This window comes from Geodermatophilus sp. SYSU D00710 (genome assembly GCF_054050195.1).
Genome location: NZ_JBJGYX010000008.1, coordinates 69318 through 88704, shown reverse-complemented (window position 1 = coordinate 88704; position 19387 = coordinate 69318). Strand labels below are relative to the sequence as shown.

The 19387-nt window shown below is 74.6% G+C and carries 17 protein-coding genes and 3 tRNA genes; 12 read left to right on the top strand and 8 right to left on the bottom strand.

All coding sequences use genetic code 11. The features are described from left to right. Positions 1-39: 39 nt before the first annotated feature. From ACI78U_RS05825 to ACI78U_RS05805, 5 genes are read left to right on the top strand one after another with little or no spacing between them, the layout of a single operon-like run. On the top strand, positions 40-1713 hold the full coding sequence (locus tag ACI78U_RS05825; RefSeq protein ID WP_456874337.1) for an NADH-quinone oxidoreductase subunit M: 1674 nt from the start codon (positions 40-42) through the stop codon (positions 1711-1713). Then, complete coding sequence (gene nuoN, locus ACI78U_RS05820) at positions 1713-3260, top strand: NADH-quinone oxidoreductase subunit NuoN (protein ID WP_456874336.1); 1548 nt, start codon at positions 1713-1715, stop codon at positions 3258-3260. Before ACI78U_RS05825 ends, nuoN begins: the two co-directional genes overlap by 1 nt. Continuing rightward, positions 3260-4315: a polyprenyl synthetase family protein gene (locus ACI78U_RS05815; RefSeq protein ID WP_456874335.1), complete on the top strand. Its 1056-nt coding sequence runs from the start codon at positions 3260-3262 to the stop codon at positions 4313-4315. Before nuoN ends, ACI78U_RS05815 begins: the two co-directional genes overlap by 1 nt. Positions 4316-4327: 12 nt before the next feature. Next, the gene (locus ACI78U_RS05810) at positions 4328-5569 is read left to right on the top strand and encodes a PQQ-dependent sugar dehydrogenase (RefSeq protein WP_456874334.1); all 1242 of its coding nucleotides are present in this window, start codon (positions 4328-4330) and stop codon (positions 5567-5569) included. Beyond that, positions 5566-6105 (top strand): AAA family ATPase, encoded by a 540-nt coding sequence (locus ACI78U_RS05805; protein WP_456874333.1) that lies wholly within the window; start codon positions 5566-5568, stop codon positions 6103-6105. Before ACI78U_RS05810 ends, ACI78U_RS05805 begins: the two co-directional genes overlap by 4 nt. A gap of 1 nt (position 6106) precedes the next feature. Here ACI78U_RS05805 and ACI78U_RS05800 read toward each other — a convergent pair whose 3' ends face one another. After that, positions 6107-6769, bottom strand: a complete 663-nt coding sequence (locus ACI78U_RS05800; RefSeq protein WP_456874332.1) for a pyridoxamine 5'-phosphate oxidase family protein — start codon at positions 6767-6769, stop codon at positions 6107-6109. A gap of 87 nt (positions 6770-6856) precedes the next feature. Between ACI78U_RS05800 and pdxR the strand changes: the two genes are divergently transcribed. Next, positions 6857-8245 carry a MocR-like pyridoxine biosynthesis transcription factor PdxR gene (gene pdxR, locus ACI78U_RS05795; RefSeq protein ID WP_456874331.1) on the top strand — a complete coding sequence of 463 codons (1389 nt, stop codon included), beginning with the start codon at positions 6857-6859 and terminating at the stop codon, positions 8243-8245. Positions 8246-8270: 25 nt separating this feature from the next. On the opposite strand, the gene ACI78U_RS05790 is transcribed toward pdxR, so the two are convergent. Together ACI78U_RS05790 and ACI78U_RS05785 are read right to left on the bottom strand one after the other, a co-directional pair. Then, complete coding sequence (locus tag ACI78U_RS05790) at positions 8271-9383, bottom strand: 2-oxoacid:ferredoxin oxidoreductase subunit beta (RefSeq protein ID WP_456874330.1); 1113 nt, start codon at positions 9381-9383, stop codon at positions 8271-8273. Next, positions 9380-11323, bottom strand: a complete 1944-nt coding sequence (locus tag ACI78U_RS05785; protein ID WP_456874329.1) for a 2-oxoacid:acceptor oxidoreductase subunit alpha — start codon at positions 11321-11323, stop codon at positions 9380-9382. Before ACI78U_RS05785 ends, ACI78U_RS05790 begins: the two co-directional genes overlap by 4 nt. Positions 11324-11473: 150 nt before the next feature. Here ACI78U_RS05785 and htpX point away from each other — a divergent pair, with 150 nt between their 5' ends. After that, entirely contained in the window at positions 11474-12403 is a 930-nt protein-coding gene (htpX, locus tag ACI78U_RS05780; RefSeq protein ID WP_456874328.1) for a zinc metalloprotease HtpX, read from the top strand. Between the two features lie 11 nt (positions 12404-12414). Here the strand turns inward: htpX and ACI78U_RS05775 are convergent, their stop codons facing one another. From ACI78U_RS05775 to ACI78U_RS05760, 4 genes are all read right to left on the bottom strand, one after another. Beyond that, positions 12415-13353: an alpha/beta hydrolase gene (locus ACI78U_RS05775; protein WP_456874327.1), complete on the bottom strand. Its 939-nt coding sequence runs from the start codon at positions 13351-13353 to the stop codon at positions 12415-12417. 87 nt (positions 13354-13440) lie between these two features. Next, a complete protein-coding gene (locus ACI78U_RS05770; RefSeq protein ID WP_456874326.1) occupies positions 13441-13719 on the bottom strand; it encodes an ATP-binding protein in 279 nt (92 codons plus the stop codon). Between the two features lie 376 nt (positions 13720-14095). Beyond that, positions 14096-14335 (bottom strand): hypothetical protein, encoded by a 240-nt coding sequence (locus tag ACI78U_RS05765; protein WP_456874325.1) that lies wholly within the window; start codon positions 14333-14335, stop codon positions 14096-14098. Positions 14336-14463: 128 nt separating this feature from the next. Further along, positions 14464-14955, bottom strand: coding sequence for a YajQ family cyclic di-GMP-binding protein (locus ACI78U_RS05760; RefSeq protein WP_456874324.1), 492 nt, complete (start codon positions 14953-14955; stop codon positions 14464-14466). Between the two features lie 93 nt (positions 14956-15048). Between ACI78U_RS05760 and ACI78U_RS05755 the strand changes: the two genes are divergently transcribed. Then, a tRNA-Tyr gene (locus tag ACI78U_RS05755) sits at positions 15049-15130 on the top strand. 65 nt (positions 15131-15195) lie between these two features. On the opposite strand, the gene ACI78U_RS05750 is transcribed toward ACI78U_RS05755, so the two are convergent. Next, positions 15196-15642: a pilus assembly protein TadG-related protein gene (locus ACI78U_RS05750; protein ID WP_456874323.1), complete on the bottom strand. Its 447-nt coding sequence runs from the start codon at positions 15640-15642 to the stop codon at positions 15196-15198. 524 nt (positions 15643-16166) lie between these two features. On the opposite strand from ACI78U_RS05750, the gene ACI78U_RS05745 reads away from it, so the two are divergent. From ACI78U_RS05745 to rpmG, 4 genes are all read left to right on the top strand, one after another. Further along, positions 16167-18710, top strand: a complete 2544-nt coding sequence (locus ACI78U_RS05745) for a putative bifunctional diguanylate cyclase/phosphodiesterase (protein WP_456874322.1) — start codon at positions 16167-16169, stop codon at positions 18708-18710. Positions 18711-18910: 200 nt separating this feature from the next. After that, positions 18911-18983 (top strand) — tRNA-Thr (locus tag ACI78U_RS05740). 45 nt (positions 18984-19028) lie between these two features. Further along, positions 19029-19102: transfer RNA gene (locus tag ACI78U_RS05735), tRNA-Met, on the top strand. A 106-nt stretch (positions 19103-19208) separates the two neighbouring features. After that, the gene (gene rpmG / locus ACI78U_RS05730; RefSeq protein ID WP_073421301.1) at positions 19209-19373 is read left to right on the top strand and encodes a 50S ribosomal protein L33; all 165 of its coding nucleotides are present in this window, start codon (positions 19209-19211) and stop codon (positions 19371-19373) included. The last annotated feature ends 14 nt before the right edge of the window (positions 19374-19387 follow it).

Genomic DNA, 19387 nt, shown 5'->3' with positions numbered 1-19387 from the left:
GTCCCAGGAGAGGACGACGGAGAACGTGAGGGCGACGGCGTGAGCGACTCCCTGCTGCTCGTGGCGATGATCGCGGTACCCGCGGTGGGTGCGGCGGTCGTCGCCGCGCTGCCCCGCGAGCGCACCCCGGTCGCCCGCCAGGTCGCCCTCGGGGTGAGCCTGGTCGTGCTGCTGCTCGCGGTGCTGGCCACCCTCGCGTTCGACCCCGACGGCGACCGGTTCCAGCTGACCAGCTCCGTGCCGTGGATCCCCGGGTTCGGCGTCGACTTCGCGCTCGGCGTCGACGGCATCGCGCTGGTCATGCTGCTGCTGGTCGGCGTCCTGGTGCCGGTGGTGGTGCTCGCCTCGTGGGAGGACACCGCGCCGGCGCGGCGGTCGATGCGCACGTTCTTCGCCTGGCTGCTGCTGCTCGAGGCGTGCATGGTCGGCGTCTTCGCCGCCACCGACGTCTTCCTCTTCTACGTCTTCTTCGAGGCGATGCTCGTCCCGATGTACTTCATCGTGGGCAGTTTCGGCGGCCCGCGCCGGCAGTACGCCGCGGTGAAGTTCTTCCTCTACAGCCTGCTCGGCGGGCTGGTCATGCTCGCCGCGGTGATCGGGCTGTACGTGGTCAGCGCGTCGGCGGGGGAGGGGACCTTCGCCTTCGAGGCGCTGCGCGACCTCGAGATCGACCCCGACGTGCAGCGCCTGCTGTTCCTCGGTTTCTTCGTCGCCTTCGCCATCAAGGCGCCGCTGGTACCGCTGCACACCTGGCTGCCCGACGCCGGTGCCGAGGCGCCGATCGGCGGGGCGGTGCTGCTCGTCGGCGTCCTCGACAAGGTCGGCACCTTCGGGTTCCTGCGCTACTGCCTGCCGCTGTTCCCCGAGGCCTCCCGCGAGTTCGCCCCGCTCGTGCTCGTGCTCGCCGTCGCGGGGGTGCTCTACGCGGCGCTGCTGGCGATGGGCCAGACCGACATGAAGCGGCTGGTCAGCTACACCTCGATCGCGCACTTCGGCTTCATCGCCCTGGGCGTGTTCGCCTTCACCACCGAGGCCGGCACCGGCGCGGTGCTGTACATGGTCAACCACGGCATCGCCACCGGCCTGCTGTTCATCGTCGTCGGCATGCTCATCGCCCGCGGCGGCTCCCGGCTGGTCGGCGACTACGGCGGCGTGGCCAGCCGCGCCCCCAAGCTCGCCGGGGTGTTCCTCGTCGCGGGGCTCGCGTCGCTGGCCCTGCCGGGCACCAACAGCTTCGTCAGCGAGTTCCTCGTGCTGATCGGGTCGTTCCCCACCCGGCCGGTGTTCACGGTCCTGGCCACCGCCGGGATCATCCTCGCCGCGCTCTACGTCCTGCTGCTCTACCAACGGACGATGCACGGCCCGCCGCGCGGTGTGCTGTTCCCGGCCGACCCCGCCGCGGCCGACGCCGTCACCGACGGCCCCGCCGGTCACGGCGCGGCCGGCGGGCACGGGGCGACGGCTGCATCGGGGACCGCGACGGGGACGGCGACGCTCACCGCGGCCGCGCCTGCCCGCACCACCACGCTGCTGCGTGACCTCTCCCGCCGCGAGACGCTCGTCGTCGCCCCCCTGGTGGCGCTGATCCTGGTCCTCGGCTTCTACCCGCAGCCGCTGGTCCGGCTGATCGAGCCCGCCGTCGCGGCCACGATGAGCGACGTCGGCGCCGACCCGGCCGGGACCACCCCCGCCACGACCGAGGGGACCGACTGATGACGATCGAGGCGCCCGACCTGTCGCTGGCCGCGCTGGCGCCGCTGCTGTTCGTCTTCGGCGCCGCGTGCATCGGCGTCCTCGTGGAGGCCTTCGGCCCGCGCGACACCCGGCACCCGGTGCAGGTCGCCGTCGCGCTGGTCGGCACCCTCGGCGGGCTGGTCAGCACGCTGCTGCTCGCCGGCACCCGCGAGGTCACCGCCGGCGGCGCGCTCGCCGTCGACGGCGCCGGGCTGTTCCTGCAGGCCACGATCGCCGGGCTCGGCGCGCTGTCGCTGCTGCTGTTCGCCGAGCGCAACCTGGACCCCGCACGCTCGGCGTTCGTCGTCTCCGCCGCGGTGCCCGCCGGCAGCACCCGCGACCGCGAGCTGCTCACCGTCCAGCGGGTGCAGACCGAGGTCTACCCGCTGGCCACCTTCGCCATCGGCGGGATGATGCTGTTCGTCACCGCCAACGACCTGCTGGTCATGTTCGTGGCGCTCGAGGTGCTCAGCCTGCCGCTCTACCTGATCAGCGGGCTGGCCCGCCGCCGGCGGCTGCTGTCGCAGGAGGCGGCGGTCAAGTACTTCCTGCTCGGCTCCTTCGCCTCGGCGTTCTTCCTCTACGGGCTGGCGCTGGTCTACGGCGCCACCGGCAGCGTCCGGCTGTCCGCGGTGCGCGAGTCCGTCGGTGCGGGGGAGGCCGGCACGCTGCTCGTCCTCGGCCTGGCGCTGCTCGTCGTCGGCCTGCTGTTCAAGGCCAGCGTCGCGCCCTTCCACACCTGGACGCCCGACGTCTACCAGGGTGCGCCCACCCCGGTCACCGCGTTCATGGCGGCCTGCACCAAGGTCGCGGCGTTCGGCGCCATCCTGCGGCTGCTCTACGTCGCGTTCGGCACCGAGGAGTGGACCTGGCGGCCGCTCGTCTACGGCGTCGCCATCGTCTCCATGGTCGTCGGCGCGGTGCTGGGCCTCACCCAGACCGACCTCAAGCGGATGCTGGCCTACTCCTCGGTGGCGCACGCCGGGTTCCTGCTCACCGGCGTCCTCGGGCTGCCGGCCACCGGCGACGCCGCCGGGTCGGGCCTGCCGGCCGTCATGTTCTACCTGCTCGCCTACGGGCTGACCACGCTCGGCGCGTTCGCCGTGCTCACCCTCGTGCGCAGCGGCGAGGGCGAGGCCACCCACCTGTCCCAGTGGGCGGGCCTCGCGCAGCGCTCCCCGCTGACCGCCGCGGTGATGAGCCTGTTCCTGCTCGCGCTCGCCGGGATCCCGCTCACCAGCGGCTTCACCGGCAAGTTCGCCGTCTTCCGCGCCGCCATCGAGGACGGCGCCTGGCCGCTGGCCCTGGTGGCGCTGCTGGCCAGCGCGGTGGCGGCGTTCTTCTACCTGCGGGTCATCGTCCTCATGTACTTCTCCGAGCCCGCGGTCGACGGACCGACCGTCGGCGTGCCCGGACTGCCGACGACGATCGTGCTCGCGGTGACGGCCGCGGCCACCCTGGTCCTGGGCGTCGTGCCCGGGGCGGTGCTCGGTCTGGCCGATCGGGCGGCTATCTTCGTCGGTTGATGACCGGACCCCGTGCCGCCGTCGACGGGAGCGCCCCGGCCGAGGTCTGGCACCGTATCGCGACCCCCGCCTCCACGATGGGCCCCTGGCTGCCGTCGGGACCCCTCGGGGACTCCCTGGCGGAAGGCCTCGGCCGCGTGGAGGCCACCCTCGCCGCCGCGGTCACCAGCGAGCACCCCTTCGTCTCCGAGGCCGCCGGTCACCTCATGGCCGCCGGCGGCAAGCGGTTCCGGCCGATGCTGGCCCTGCTCGCCGCCCACCTCGGTGACGCGCAGGCGCCCGAGGTGGTCCGGGCCGCCGTCGTCTGCGAGCTGACCCACCTGGCCACGCTGTACCACGACGACGTGATGGACGAGGCCGACGTCCGGCGCGGGGCGCAGAGCGCCAACAGCCGCTGGACCAACAGCGTGGCGATCCTGACCGGGGACTTCCTCTTCGCCCGCGCCTCGGACCTGCTGGCCGACCTGGGCCCGGAGGCGGTCCGGATCCAGGCACGCACCTTCGAGCGGCTGGTCACCGGGCAGATCCGGGAGACCGTCGGCGCGCGGCACGGCGAGGACCGGGTGGCGCACTACCTCGAGGTGCTGTCCGACAAGACCGGCTCGCTGGTGGCCACCTCGGCGCGCTTCGGCGCCTCCTTCGCCGGCCTCGACGAGGACCTGGTCGAGGCGCTGACCCGGTTCGGCGAGGAGGTGGGCGTGGCCTTCCAGCTCTCCGACGACCTGCTCGACATCGTCACCGACGGCGCCTCGGGCAAGTCGCCGGGCACCGACCTGCGCGAGGGCATCGCGACCCTGCCGGCGCTGATCGCCCTGGCCGGGGACGACCCCGCCGACGCGCGGCTGCGCGAGCTGGTGTCCCGCCCGCTGTCCGACGACGACGAGCACGCCGAGGCGCTGACCCTGCTGCGCGGCTCCGCGGCGCTCGAGCGCGCCGGTGAGGTGCTGCGCGAGTACGCCGACCGGGCGCGCACGTCGCTGTCCGGAGTGCCCGCCGGGGAGGTCCGCGAGGCGCTGTCGGCGCTGTGCGACTACGTGGTCACCCGCACCAGCTGACGAAGGACCCCCATGCCCCCCACCGCTCGCACGCTCGCGGCGGGACCCTGCACGGGGGCCGCGGTCCTGGCCTGCCTGCTGCTGGCCGGCTGCGGCTCCGCGCCCGGACGCCAGGGCGACGAGGCCGCCGCCGAGGTGCCCGACGCCGCGGGGACGCCCGACGCCGCGGCGCCGTCCCCGGCCGTCCCGGCGCTCGAGGTGGAGACCGTCCTCGACGGCCTCGACCACCCGTGGGACGTCGCCCGCGCTCCCGACGGGACCCTGCTGGTCGACGAGCGCGGCGGCGGGCTGACCGCGGTCCTGCCCGACGGCACCGCCCGGCAGCTCGACGCCGACCTCTCCGACCTCTTCGCCGACGGCGAGACCGGCCTGATGGGCCTGGTGCTCAGCCCCACCTTCGCCGACGACCGCCGGCTCTACACCTGCCAGGGGGTCGAGGAGGACGGCGGCGCGGAGATCCAGGTGATCGCCTGGACGGTGGACGAGGCCTGGACCACCGCCACCCGCGTCGCCGATCCGCTGCTCGGCGGCATCCCGGTCAACGAGGCCACCGGCCGGCACGGCGGCTGCCGGGTGCGGTTCGACCCCTCCGGCGCGCTGCTGGTGGGCACCGGCGACACCGCCGATGGCCGCACCCCGCAGGACCTCGGCACCCTGGCGGGCAAGGTGCTGCGCATCGACCCCGACACCGGCGGGCCGGCCGACGGCAACCCGTTCGCCGCCGACCCCGACCCCGCGACCCGGCTGGTGCTCAGCTACGGGCACCGCAACGTGCAGGGCATCGCGGTCCGGCCCGGGACCGGGCAGGTGTTCACCGTCGAGCAGGGCCCCGACCGCGACGACGAGGTGAACCTGTCGGTGCCGGGCGGCAACTACGGCTGGGACCCCGACGGCGCGGGCGGCCGCTACGACGAGAGCGTCCCGATGACCGACCCCGCCCTGCCCGGCGCCCGCGCCGCCGTCTGGTCCTCCGGCGACCCCACCATCGCCACCAGCGGCGCGGACTTCGTCAGCGGTCCCGCGTGGGGCGGCTACGACGGTGTGCTGTTCGTCGGCGTGCAGAAGGACACCGGCGTGCTGGGCCTGCGGCTCGACGACGCCGGCCGGCTGGTCGAGCAGTTCCGGCTCCCCGAGCTCGAGGACACCGTCGGGCGGGTGCGCTCCCCGGTGTCCGGCGCCGACGGCGCGCTGTACCTCACCACCGACAACGGCGAGGGCGACGACCGCCTGCTCCGGGTCTCGCCGGTCCGGTGACGGTCCTGCTGGTCACCGGAGCCCAGGCCTCGGGGAAGTCGACGGTCGGGCGCGCGGTGGCCGCGCGGGCGTCCCGGGGCGTCTTCCTCGACGGCGACACCTTCTGGCAGGCCGTCGTCTCCGGCCGCGCCGACATGGCCGAGACGCCGTCCCCCGAGGCGGTCGCGCAGCTCCACCTGCGGTACCGGGCGCTGGGCCGGGCGGCCCAGGTCTACGGCGAGGCCGGGTTCGCCACGGTCGTCGCCGACAACGTCTACGGCGACGACCTGCGGATCGTCCGCGCGGCGGTCGCGCCGCTGCGCCTGCTCGCCGTCGCCCTCGTCCCGTCGCCCGAGACGATCGCGGCACGGGAGCGGGACCGGGGGTCGGGGGCGTACGCCGCCTGGTCGGGTCCCGGGCGGTCGCTGCTCGACGCGGTGCGGGTCTTCGACGCGTGGGTGCGGGCGACGCCGGCCGACCTGCACCACGACTCGACCGACGAGACCCCCGACCAGACCGCGGCCGCGATCCACGCCTGGGCGCTGCGGGCCCGGTAGCTCAGCCGAGCCGTCGGCCGGTCACCCGGGCGGGGACCGGGACGTCCTCCTGGAGCAGGGGGTCGGGCTCGGGGTCACCGAGGACCGTGCGCACCGGCAGCACCCCGGCCCAGACCGGTGCCGCGAGGTCGCGCTCGTCGTCGGCGGGCGGGCCCGTGCGCACCTTGACGCTGGCCTCGGACAGGTCGAGGGCCAGCACCGCCGTTGCCGCCAGCTCCTTGCGGTCGGGCCGCCGGGTGGCCGCCCAGGAGCCCGGCGCCAGGTGCTCGGTGAGCGCCTCGAGCCCGAGCAGCCGCTCCTCGGGGTCGCTCACCACGCGGGCGGTCCCGTGCACGACGGCGCAGCGGTAGTTCATCGAGTGGTGGAACGCCGACCGGGCGTAGACCACCCCGTCGACGTGCGTGACCGTGAAGCAGACCGGCGTGCCCGTCGCCGCGGCGCGCAGGCTCGCTGCGCCGGTCGAGCCGTGCAGGTAGAGGGTGTCCCCCCGCCGTCCGTAGCCGGTGGGCAGCACGACGGGCGTGCCACCGACGACGGTCCCCAGGTGGCCGACCAGGCCGGCGTCGAGGACGGCGTACAGCTCGGCGCGGTCGGTGCGGGCGCGCGCGGCACCCCGGCGGACGGTGCTGCGGGCGGTGGGCGACAGCGGCGGGGCAGGGGTCACCCCAGCAGACTGCGGGCTCCACTGGCCTGCCGGAAGGGCCAGTAGACTGCCGTTCCGGCAGGCCAATCAGACGAGGGAGGGCGCCGCGTGCAGGTCCCGCCCGTGGTGCTCGACCGCAGGTCGGGGCGGCCGCTGGCCACGCAGCTGGCCGACGCGCTGCGCGCCGCGGCCGCCGACGGCGCCCTGCGCCCCGGCGACCGGCTGCCCTCCACCCGGGAGCTCGCCGCCGCCCTGCGGGTGAGCCGCACCGTCACCGCCGCGGCCTACGACCAGCTGGTCGCCGAGGGCTGGGCCGCCGGGCGCCGCGGCGCGGGCACGTTCGTGGTCGGCGCGGCGCCGTCCGGGCCGGCACTGCGCGAGACGCGGGCCGCGGCGCCGGCCGAGCGTCGGCCTGCGGTCGACCTGCGCGCCGGGTCGCCCTGCCTGGAGGTGCTCGACCGGGCCGCGTGGCGACGGGCCTGGCGCACGGCCGGCGACGTCCCGCCCGACGCCGGCCCCGACCCGGCCGGGGACCGGGCCTTCCAGGCGGCGGTCACCGAGCACCTGCTGCGGCACCGGGGACTGCCGGTCGACCCGGCCGCGGTGCTGGCCACCGCGGGCACCTCCGCGGCGGTGGCGGAGGTGGCCCGGCTCCTCCCGCCCGGCAGCCGGGTCGGCGTCGAGGACCCCGGCTACCAGCGGGCGGTGGAGGCGCTGCGGTTGGCCGGGGCCGAGGTGGTGCCCTGCCCGGTCGACGACGACGGCCTGGTCGTCGACGCCGTGCCCGCGGGGCTGGCCGCCGTCTACTGCACCCCGGCCCACCAGTGGCCCCTCGGGCGTCGGATGTCGGCGGCGCGGCGGGTCGCGCTGGTCGCCCGGGCGCGGGCGGAGGGCTGGTGGGTCCTCGAGGACGACTACGACGGCGAGCTGCGCTACGACGTCGCCCCGCTGCCGCTGCTGGCCGCGCTCGCGCCCGACGTCGTCGTACACCTCGGCACGAGCAGCAAGGTCGTGAGCCCGACGCTGGGTGTCGGGTGGGTGGTGGCGCCGCCGGCCCCGCGGGCGGACCTGCTGGCGCAGCGGACCGCGACCGGCACCCGGCCGGCCCGCGCGGGACAGCGCGTGCTCGCGGCCATGGCCGCCTCCGGTGACCTGTCCCGGCACCTGCGGCGGCTGCGCCGGGAGCTGTCCGAGCGGCGGGCCCTCGTGGTGCAGGCGCTGGCCGCGGCGGGCGTGACCGTCACCGGGGACCCGGCGGGCGCGCACGTGCTGGTCCCGCTGCCGGACCGCGCGGCCGAGGAGGCGGTGGTCGCCGCCGCGGGCGCCCGCGGGCTCGCCGTCGACGGGCTGGCCCGGCACCTGACCGGCTCGGGGCCGCACGAGCGGGTCGCCGGTCTGGTCCTGGGCTTCGCCGCCCCGTCCCGCGCCGAACTCACCGGGGTGCTGCCCGTCCTCGCCGGGGTGCTCGCGGAGACGCGCCGGGCCCGCCTCCCCTGAGGGAGACGGGCCCGGCGGAGGTGCCTCAGGCGGAGACGGTCCAGGTGTCGTTGCCGGCCAGCAGCGCGTCGAGGTCGCCGGGGCCCTGCGTGCGGGCCTCCTCGAGCTGGTCGAGCATCATCCGGTCGTAGGTCGGCTTGCTGACCGAGCGGAAGACGCCCATCGGCGTGTAGCGCAGGTCCTGGCTCGACAGCCGCGACAGCGCGAACGCGTAGGACGGGTCCTCCCGCGTCGCGTCGTGGACGACGATCTCGCCGGCGTCGACCTGGTTGGTCTCGGCGATCCGCAGGCCCCCGACGTCGTCGCGCACCACGCACGAGGCGCCGTCGGGACCGAACACCAGCGGCTCGTCGTGGCGCAGCGGGATCGTCCACATCGGGCCGGTCGACGGGTCCTTGAGCAGGTCGAAGGCGCCGTCGTTGAAGATGTTGCAGTTCTGGTAGATCTCCACCAGCGCGGTGCCCCGGTGCTCGGCGGCCTGCCGCAGCACCTCGGTGAGGCCCTTGCGGTCGGAGTCCATGGCCCGGCCCACGAAGGTGGCGTCGGCGCCGAGGGCCAGCGAGACCGGGTTGAACGGGTGGTCCAGCGAGCCCATCGGGGTGGACTTGGTGACCTTGCCGACCTCGGACGTGGGGGAGTACTGGCCCTTGGTCAGCCCGTAGATCCGGTTGTTGAACAGCAGGATCGTCATGTCCACGTTGCGGCGCAGTGCGTGGATCAGGTGGTTGCCGCCGATCGACAGCGCGTCGCCGTCGCCGGTGACGACCCACACCGACAGGTCCGGCCGGGAGGCGGCCAGGCCGGTGGCGATCGCCGGGGCGCGGCCGTGGATCGAGTGCATCCCGTAGGTGTTCATGTAGTACGGGAAGCGCGAGGAGCAGCCGATGCCCGAGACGATGACCATGTCCTCGCGGGCGATGCCGAGGCTGGGCAGGAAGCTCTGGACCGCGTTGAGGATGACGTAGTCACCGCACCCCGGGCACCAGCGCACCTCCTGGTCGGTCTTCATGTCCTTGGCCTTGAGGGCGGTCTGCTTCTCGCCCTGGCCGGCCACGGAGTCGGCGATCGCCTGCTGGATGCGGTCGTCGATCGGCGTCCCCGGCATGCCGAGGTCGTGCACGTGCGGGGAGGTGGTCACTGCTGGCCTCCGGTGCTGGCGGTCGGAGCGGTGGAGTCGATGACGTCCTGGACCACGGCGGCGAGCTCGGCGGCCCGGAAGGGCAGCCCGCGCACCTGCGTGTGGCTCTGGACGTCGACGAGGTACCTGGCGCGGAGCAGCAGCGCGAGCTGCCCCATGTTCATCTCGGGGCAGACCACCCGGTCGTAGCGGCCCAGGACCTCGCCGAGGTCGGCCGGCATCGGGTTGACGTGCCGCAGGTGGATCTGGGCGACCTTGCGGCCCGAGCGGCGGACCCGCCGGCAGGCGGCCCCGATCGGCCCGTAGGTGGAGCCCCAGCCGATGACCGCGACCCGTGCGTCGCCGTCGGGGTCGTCGACGTCGGTGGCCGGGATGTCGGCCGCGATGCCGTCGACCTTGGCCTGCCGCAGCCGGGTCATCAGGTCGTGGTTGGCCGGGTCGTAGGAGATGTTGCCGGTCCGGTCGGCCTTCTCCAGCCCGCCGACGCGGTGCTGCATGCCCGCCGTGCCCGGGACGGCCCACGGGCGGGCCAGCGTCTCGGGATCGCGCAGGTAGGGCAGGAACTCCGGCGTCCCGTCGGCGGCCGCGCCGTTGGGCTCGGTGGCGAACTCGACCCGCAGGTCGGGCAGCTCGTCGACGGCCGGGATGGCCCACGGCTCGGCGCCGTTGGCCAGGTAGCCGTCGGACAGCAGCATGACCGGCGTCCGGTACGTGAGCGCGATCCGCGCCGCCTCGAGCGCGGCGTCGAAGCAGTCGCCGGGGGAGCGGGGCGCGATCACCGGCAGCGGGGCCTCGCCGTTGCGGCCGAACATCGCCTGCAGCAGGTCCGACTGCTCGGTCTTGGTCGGCAGGCCGGTCGAGGGGCCACCGCGCTGCACGTCGACGACGACCAGCGGCAGCTCGATCATCACCGCCAGGCCCAGCGCCTCGGACTTCAGCGAGACGCCGGGGCCCGACGTCGTCGTGACGCCGAGCGCGCCGCCGAACGAGGCGCCCAGCGCGGCGCCGATGCCGGCGATCTCGTCCTCGGCCTGGAAGGTGCGCACGCCGAAGGACTTGTGCCGGGACAGCTCGTGGAGGATGTCCGACGCCGGGGTGATCGGGTAGGCGCCGAGGAACACCGGCAGGCCCGAGCGCTGCCCGGCGGCGACCAGCCCGAGGGCCAGCGCCTGGTTGCCGGAGATGTTGCGGTAGCGGCCCGGGGCCATCGGCGCGGGCTTGATCTCGTAGGAGACCGCGAAGGCCTCCGTCGTCTCGCCGTAGTTGTAGCCGGCGCGGAAGGCCGCGATGTTGGCCGCGGCGATCTCGGGCTTGCGGCGGAACTGCCGCTCCAGGAAGCGGACGGTGCCCTCGGTGGGCCGGTGGTACATCCAGCTCAGCAGGCCGAGGGTGAACATGTTCTTGCTCCGCTCGGCCTCCTTCTTGCCGAGCCCGGAGTCGGCGAGCGCCTCGAGCGTCATGGACGTCAGCGGGACGGCGACGACCTGCCAGCCGTCGAGCGAGCCGTCCTCGAGCGGGTTGGTCGCGTAGCCGACCTTCGCGAGGTTGCGCGGGGTGAACTCGTCGCTGTCGGCGATCACCAGGCCGCCGCCCGGGAGGTCGGCGAGGTTGGCCTTGAGGGCCGCGGGGTTCATCGCCACCAGGACGTCCGGGGCGTCGCCCGGCGTCATGATGTCGTGGTCGGCGAAGTGCAGCTGGAAGGAGCTGACGCCGGGCAGCGTCCCCGTCGGCGCGCGGATCTCGGCGGGGAAGTTGGGCAGCGTCGACAGGTCGTTGCCGAAGGACGCGGTCTCGCTGGTGAAGCGGTTGCCGGTCAGCTGCATGCCGTCACCGGAGTCGCCGGCCAGCCGGATGACGACCCGGTCGAGCTCGACGACGCTCTTGACGAGCCCACCAGGGGCCGAGCTGCCGGGCGTCGTGGACGGTTCGAGAGCAGTCATCAGGCGTGTTACCTCCAGCGGCCGAGGTTACGTGGCGGTGTGCCGGCTGGTTCCGTGACGCGGATCACGGACGGTAGCCGACGCGCCCGAGTGCGGGGTCTCCTCAACGCAACCCCGGCCGGGCGGCAGGCATTCCGGACGGCGTCGTCCGTGAGGGGGATCGCAGTCGGTGGCGGGGAACGGGGGTCGCCGTCGTTCCGTTCACGTGAGGTGCGGCGCTGGGGCAACGGGGTGCGGACCGCTCTCCTGCTGGGGGCGATGGCCGGCGTCGTCCTCGCCGTGGGCGGTCTCGTCGCGGGCCGGGCGGGACTGCTCGTCGCGCTGGTCGTGGCCCTCGGGGTCAACGGGTGGGCCTGGTACCGCTCCGACCGGCTGGCCCTGCGCGCCATGCGCGCCTTCCCGGTCACCGAGACCCAGGCACCGGGCCTCTACGCGATGGTCCGCGAGCTGGCCACGCAGGCGCGCCAGCCCATGCCGCGCCTCTACGTCAGCCCCACCGACCAGCCCAACGCCTTCGCCACCGGGCGCACGCCGCGCCGGGCCGCGGTCTGCTGCACCCAGGGTGTCCTCGAGCTGCTCGACCGCCGGCAGCTGCGCGCGGTGCTCGCCCACGAGCTCTCGCACGTCTACAACCGCGACGTCCTGATCGGGTCGGTCGCCGGCGCGCTGGCCGCCGTCGTCACCTACCTGGCGCACCTGGCCACGTTCAGCGCGCTGTTCGGCAACCGCGACGACGAGCGCGACGACGGCGCAGGCCTCCTGGGCACGTTGCTGCTGGTGCTGCTCGGCCCGCTGGCCGCCGTCCTGGTGCGGCTCGCAGTCAGCCGCAGCCGCGAGTACGAGGCCGATGCCGAGGGTGCCCGCCTCTCCGGTGACCCGCTGGCCCTCGCGAGCGCGCTGCGCCGGATCGGCGCGGGGGCGCAGGCCCGGCCGCTGCCGCCCGACGACCGGCTGGTGGCGCAGAGCCACCTCATGATCGCCCCGCCGTTCCGGCCGGTCGGGCTGGCGGCGCTGTTCGCCACGCACCCGCCGATGGCCGAGCGGATCGCCCGCCTGGAGCGGATGGCGCGGGAGGGCTGACGGCCGGCCGCTCAGGTGGCCACCGGGCGGGTCCCGAAGGTCTCGGCCAGGCGCCGGCCGATCAGCCGGCGGGCCTCGTGCGCGTCGTCGACCAGGCCGCCCAGCAGCACGAAGGGGTGCACGTGCCCGGTGAAGCACGTGTACTCCGTCGGGACGCCCGCCTCGGCCAGGGCCCGGGCGTAGGCGGCGCCCTCGTCGACCAGGGGGTCGCACCCGGCGGTGACCACGGTGGCCGGCGCCAGCCCGGTGAGGTCCTCGGCCATCGCGGGCGACAGCCGTGGATCGGACCGGTCGGCGTCGCCGCCGTAGACCGCCAGGAACCAGTCGATGTCGCGGTGGGTGAGGAAGTGGCCCTCCCCGTAGCTGCGGTAGCTGTCGGTCCGTCCGGTGCGGGCGTCGACGAGGGGGTAGACGAGCACCTGGTGTGCCAGCGGCGGCCGGACGTCGCGCAGCGCCTGCGCGATCCCGGCGGCGAGGTTGCCCCCGGCGCTGTCGCCGGCGACGGCGACCCGCGCGGGGTCGGTCCCGAGGCCGCTGCTGCCGTCGAGCAGGGCGCGGGTGACGGCCAGGCAGTCGTCGAACGCGGCGGGGAACGGGGCCTCCGGAGCCCTGCGGTAGTCGACCGACACGACGACGGCTCCGGAGTACCGGGCGATGTCGCGGCAGGTCGTGTCATGGGTGTCGAGGTCGCACAGCACCCACCCGCCGCCGTGGAAGTACGCCACCACCGGCAGCCCGTCGTCGTTGCTGGGGCGGTAGACCCGGACGGGCACGTCGCCGGCCGGACCGGGGAGCGTCGTGTCCCGCACGTCGGCCAGGTCGGCGCGCTCGCCGGTGAGGGGCACGACGGCGGCCAGCTGCGCCCGGTTCTCCTCCACCGTGCAGGCGTCCAGTGGTGGGGCGTCGGCGACCATGTGGAGGAAGGCCTGGGACTGGGGGTGGACCGGCATGGCCGGGACGCCAGGGATCCCGCGGACGCCGCTGGTACCCCCGGCCAGGGGTGGCGGACCGACCGTCCGGGCCCTCCGGGTCCGCGCTCAGGCCGCCCCGACGTGCGCCCAGACGTGCTTGCGGCCGTCGTCGAGGACCCAGCCGTGCGCGGGGCACAGCCGGGCGACGAGGTGCAGGCCCAGCCCCCCGCGGGCCGGGTCCCGGTCGTGAGCGGGCACGGGAGGGCGCTCGACGGCGGCGTCGGTCACGTCGACGGTCCAGCCGCCCCCCGTGGCCACGACGTGGACGAGGACCGGCGCCCGCCCGTGGCGCAGGCCGTTGGAGGTCAGCTCCTCGTAGACGAGGAGCAACTCGTCGACGTCCACGGGCGCACGGTGGCGGAGCCAGGCCGTGTCCACGGTCTCGTGGAGCTCGCCGCGACTCACCGTCAGGTCGATGGGTGTCCGCAGCGCGCGTCCCCAGACCAGGAGCGCCGGACCGGGGACGGGCGGGAGCGGCCGCTGGGTCCAGGACACGTGTTCCATGTGCGCACCCTCTGCTCGGGCTGTGTGCCGGCCCTGTGGGGCGGAGCCGCTCCACCGCGCGAGCGCTCTCCGACCGATGCCGTTCCGGATCCCGAGCGTAAGTCGGCGGCGCGGTCGGCCCTCGCCGCCGCCCGTCCGTCCCCGGCCCGGCGTGACGGAACGGAACCGGCCTGATCCCGCGCGTGAGATGGCGGACGGGGGAGCGGGTGGGCCGGCGTCAGCCCCGGGTGGCGCCCGCCGGTCGCCACCCGGCGGGAGGGGCCTCGCCGACCAGCCCGTCCACGGCCTCGCGGAGCAGGTCGGCGTGGCCGGTGTGCCGCCCGTACTCCTCGACCCGCGCCGTCCCAGGTGCGTACAGCTCCTCGGGGGATCGTGCGCCGCGGACGCGAACTCCCAGCGCGCCGATCCACCCGAGCCCCCGTCCCGGCTCGAGGAGGACGTCGACCGGTGCGCACACCGGCTCCCCTGGCGTGACCGACCCGGAGGTCGACCGCGGAGAGGGGGCGGACTGCGCGGTTCCGCCGGCCATCCCCCGCCACGCCAGGTCCCGGGCGCGCGGCCCGTCGAGCCCGCGCCGGGGGCGCCTCAGCGGTAGTTGTCGAACTGCAGGGCGACGTCGAGGTCCTTGCCGCGCAGCAGCTGCTGCACCGCCTGCAGGTCGTCGCGCTTCTTGCCGCTGACCCGCAGCTGGTCGCCCTGGATCTGCGCCTGCACGCCCTTGGGCCCCTCGTCGCGGATGATCTTGGCGATCTTCTTGGCGGTGTCGGACTCGATGCCCTGCTTGATGCGCGCGGACAGCTTGTAGGCCTTGCCCGAGGCCTGCGGCTCGTCGGCGTCGAGCGCCTTGAGTGAGATGCCCCGCTTCACGAGCTTGTCCTTGAAGACGTCGAGGGCGGCGGTGACCCGCTCCTCGGTGTCAGCCTCGAGCAGGACGCCGTTCTCGCCCGCCCAGGAGATGCGTGCGTTGGTGCCGCGGAAGTCGAAGCGCTGGGAGAGCTCCTTGCCCGCCTGGTTGAGCGCGTTGTCGATCTCCTGGCGGTCGACCTTGCTCACCACGTCGAAGGACGAGTCGGCCATGTCTGCTCCTCACCTCCCGCGCGGGGGTGACCCGCGGCGGGACCCGTCGGGGCCGTGCCGGCCCGTCTTGTACGCTCTCTCCCGTGGCACCACGGCGGGTTGCCCGAGTGGCCAATGGGAGCGGACTGTAAATCCGTCGGCTTAGCCTACGAAGGTTCGAATCCTTCACCCGCCACACCCACGGACAGCGGCCCCCGACCGGCAGGTCGGGGGCCGCAGTCCGTCCGGGCCGGTCCGGTCTCAGCCCAGCGTCGGCGCCCGCGCTCCGGCGACGGCGTCGACCGGCAGCGGCCGGCCGCCGAGGAACAGCCAGCCGAAGGCGATGTCCACCGAGCGCGCGCAGCGGACGGTCACCTCGGTGCCGTCGGTCTCGGCCGACCAGGTGTCGAGGGCGGTCCCGCCGTCGGCGAGGTGGTCGGCGACGGCGGCGCGGGCGGTCTCGGTGGTCAGCGGCAGAGCCGCGCCCACGCCCGTGGCGTAGACCCGCTCCTCGTCGGCCCGGTTGGCCGCGGCCAGTGCCGCGCCGTCGCAGGCCGCCTGCAGGTCCTGCTGCTCGAGGAAGGCGTCGGAGGCCGCGACCGCCCCGAGCGCCATGAACGCGGCCACCAGCCAGCAGACCAGCACGAAGGGCAGCGCGGAGCCGCGCTCCGGGGAGGTCCCCGCCGCCCGCTCGTCCGCCGTCCGCACGGCGCGCAGCGTAGGACCCCTGCCTCCCGCGCAGCGGCTCTGTCCAGGAGGATCCGTCTCGTGCGACACTCCGTTCACTCGTTTCGGTGACGGATTGCTTACTCACAGTGACTCACGGTGGCGACATAACGGTTCGTCACTCCATCGTGATCCTGCGTGCTTGCCTCGCCCGAGTGGCGGGCAGCAGGGTTCCGGGCGCGGTCCGTCCACGAACGACGCTCTGCCCCCGCGCCTGGGTGACAGCCCGCAGTCCCAAGCTGTCCTTTCCATGCCTGAGGAGGCGTCATGAACGAGCGTGGTGCGCGTTGGAGCCGGGGTGCGCGGTGGAGCCGGGGGGCTCGCTGGAGCCGCGGCGCCCGCTGGAGCCGAGGCGCTCGCTGGAGCTGAACCTCGTCTGAGGTCCCGGGGTGGGTCGGCTCGCCACCCACCCCGGGAGGGGGAGGCCCCTGCGCGCGGACCTGCCCGGGGCTCTCGGCCGCTGTTAGCGTCTGGCCCGTCCGTCCCCCCTCGAGAACCGGGTCGCCGTGGCCGAACCCCAGTCCGTCGCGCCGCCGAGTGCGCGACGGTCCGTCGTCGAGCCCTGGCGACCCACCGCGCCCGCGGTCGTCGTGGCGTGCCTGGCGATCGGCCTGGTCCTCGTGCCGCACGCCGACCGGTTCCCCGGCTGGACCCTCGTCGCCATCACCGCGGCGTTCCTCGTCACCGAGTACTTCCCGCTCCACATCGAGCTCCGGCGGCAGACCTTCACCTGGTCGGTCAACGAGCTGGCGCTCACCGTCGCCCTCGTCGCCATCGGCGGCTTCTGGGCCGCCGTCGCCCGGGTCCTCGCCCTCGGCCTGGTGCTGCTCCACCAGCGCTACAGCCTGGTCAAGGCCGTCTTCAACATCGCCAGCGCGGTCACCGAGACCGCCGTCGCGGTCCTGGTCCTGTCCGCCTTCCCCGCCGCCGGCGCCGGTGACCCCATCAGCTGGCTCGCGTTGCTGCTCGCCGTCATCGCGGCGGACCTGACCGGCGCCGTCCTCGTCGCGGTGGCCATCGCCGCCACCGGCGGGTACCCCGGGCGCAGCCTGTGGACCGAGCTGCTCGTGCCCATCGCCGTGATCGGCCCGCTCGCCGTCGCGGCCGGGCTGGTGGCGGCGCTGCTGATCTCGGTCAGCGCCTGGGCCTGGGTCCTGATCGTCCCGGTCGTCCTCGCGGTCGTCCTGCTGTTCCGGCGCTTCGCCGGCGTCGCCCGCGAGAGCGCGAGCCTGCAGCGCGTCTACGAGTTCGCCCGGCGGGTGGAGCAGGTGCGGCAGGACACCGACGGGCCGCTGGAGATCGCCGTCGCGGTCAAGGAGCTGCTCAACGCGGACAAGGTCGCGCTGTGGCTGCCGCCCTACCTCGACGAGGCGCCGCGCCTCGTCGTGGCCGGTGACGGCGGCGTCACGTGGTACGACGGGCCCGCCGACCCCGAGGACGTGCTCCGCCAGCGGGCCCTGACGCCCGGCTCGTCGGAGCCGGTGCTGGTGACCGCGGCCCGGGCGACCGCGGCCGAGGCCGCCGCCCTGGCCCGCCGCGGCGCCCAGGAGGTCCTCGGTGCCCCGGTGGCGACCGCGGCCGGCGAACCGGGCTACCTCGAGGTGTGCGACCGGCGCAGCGACGTCGTGTCCTTCTCCGGCAGCGACCGCTCCGCGCTGGACTCGATGCTGACCCACGTCAACGCCGCGATCCGCCAGCAGCAGCTGCTGACCCAGATCCGCTACGACGCCGACCACGACCGCCTCACCGGTCTGCCCAACCGGCAGCGGCTGGCCGCCGAGATCGACCAGTTGCTGACGGCCGACCCGGTCGGCGCCCGCGCCGGGCTGGTGCTCGCCGCCCTGGACAACCACACCGAGATCGTCGACACCCTGGGCCACGCCGCCGCCGACGAACTGCTGCTGGTGACGGCCGGGCTGCTGCGCGAGCACGCGCCGCCGGACGCCCTGGTGGCCCGCATGGAGGGCGGGCAGTTCGCCGTGTTGCTGCCGGGCCTGTCCCTGGCCGCCAGCGAGCGCGCCGCGCGCCGGCTGCGCGAGGCGACCTCCACCCGCGCCCGCGTCGCCGGCCTGGACCTCGAGGTCACGCTGACCATCGGCGTGGCCGCCGCGCCCGTGCACGGCACCGACGCGGGCTCGCTCATGCAGCGGGCCGACGTCGCCCTGCTCGCCGCCACCGACAGCTCCGGCGTGGCCAGCTACCACCAGGTCCTCGACCAGCAGAGCCTGCGCCGCCTGCAGCTGGGCACCGAGCTCGAGCAGGCGATGACCGACGGCCAGATCAGCGTGGTCTTCCAGCCGATCATCGACGCCCGCACCTCCGACATCGTCTCGGTGGAGACCCTGGTCCGCTGGGCCCACCCGCGCTTCGGCGCCATCCCGCCCGACGACTTCATCCACCTCGCCGAGCAGATCGGCCGCATCGGCCCGCTCACCGACCACGTGCTCGACCTGGCGCTGGCCCGCTGCCGCCGGTGGCTGGACCAGGACATCGGCCTGTCGGTCGCGGTGAACCTCTCGGCGCGCTGCCTGGCCGAGCCCGATCTGGTCGAGCGGGTGCAGCGGGCGCTGCGCCGGCACGGGGTCCCCGGCGAGCTGCTCATCCTCGAGCTCACCGAGGGCAGCGTGGTCGACGACTCGGTGCGCTCCAGCACCGTCCTCGCCGAGCTGCACGCGCTGGGCCTGCGGCTGTCGATGGACGACTTCGGCACCGGCTACTCGTCGCTGTCGCAGCTGCGGCAGCTGCCCATCGACGAGGTGAAGATCGACAAGTCCTTCGTGCTGGGCATGTCCACCAGCCAGGGCGAGTCGTTCATCGCCCGGTCGATCATCGAGCTGGCGCACAACCTGGGCCTGCGGGTCGTCGCCGAGGGTGTCGAGGACGAGCTCACCCGCAAGCTGCTGACCGAGATGGGCTGCGACAAGCTGCAGGGCTTCCTCGTCAGCCGGCCGCTGCCCGACGAGCGGCTGGAGAGCTGGCTGCTGGCCCGCACCGGCGTGCGTTCGGCGGCCCCCGGGGCCCAGCACCGCCGGCTGTTCGTCCGCGCGTGACGGAGGACCCCGCGTCCTCCCGTGGACGACCTCCCTGTCCCCACCGCTCGCAGGCTCGCGGCGGGCCCTGCAGGCAGGCCGTGGACGCTCGCGGCGGGACCCTGACGCGGGGCCGTTCCAGCACGTTGCCCGGCTCACAGCGGACCCCCACAGGGAGGCCCGAGGGCGTCGGGTATAGTCCTCGACGGCTCCTCGAGCACGCCCCTTTAGCTCAGTCGGCAGAGCGTCTCCATGGTAAGGAGAAGGTCTACGGTTCGATTCCGTAAAGGGGCTCCGACCCACCGGTCCAGTCGCGAGACCGGGCCGCGCGGTCTTCCCGGCGGTGTAGCTCAGCCAGGCAGAGCAAGCGGCTCATAATCGCTGTGTCACCGGTTCAAATCCGGTCACCGCTACTCCAGACGGACCCCGGACCCCCGGGGTCCGTCGCCGTGTCGGCACCCGCCGGCACGGTCCCCCGGCCCGTGGCGGGCCGGTCCGCACAAGGCTAGGAGAGCCTCCATGGCAGCCACCGACGTCCGTCCGAAGATCACCCTGGCCTGCCAGGAGTGCAAGAACCGCAACTACATCACCCGCAAGAACCGGCGCAACGACCCCGACCGGCTCGAGCTGAAGAAGTACTGCCCCAAGGACAAGCGGCACACCGTCCACCGCGAGACCCGCTGACGCCGGTCCGCGAC

Excerpts from the sequence above, each read along its gene's own strand:
- nuoN (WP_456874336.1), top strand. The coding sequence starts at position 1,713 with ATGACGATCGAGGCGCCCGACCTGTCGCTGGCCGCGCTGGCGCCGCTG.
- rpmG (WP_073421301.1), top strand. The coding sequence starts at position 19,209 with ATGGCAGCCACCGACGTCCGTCCGAAGATCACCCTGGCCTGCCAGGAG.
- ACI78U_RS05810 (WP_456874334.1), top strand. The coding sequence starts at position 4,328 with ATGCCCCCCACCGCTCGCACGCTCGCGGCGGGACCCTGCACGGGGGCC.
- ACI78U_RS05760 (WP_456874324.1), bottom strand. The coding sequence starts at position 14,955 with ATGGCCGACTCGTCCTTCGACGTGGTGAGCAAGGTCGACCGCCAGGAG.
- ACI78U_RS05815 (WP_456874335.1), top strand. The coding sequence starts at position 3,260 with ATGACCGGACCCCGTGCCGCCGTCGACGGGAGCGCCCCGGCCGAGGTC.
- ACI78U_RS05775 (WP_456874327.1), bottom strand. The coding sequence starts at position 13,353 with ATGCCGGTCCACCCCCAGTCCCAGGCCTTCCTCCACATGGTCGCCGAC.
- ACI78U_RS05785 (WP_456874329.1), bottom strand. The coding sequence starts at position 11,323 with ATGACTGCTCTCGAACCGTCCACGACGCCCGGCAGCTCGGCCCCTGGT.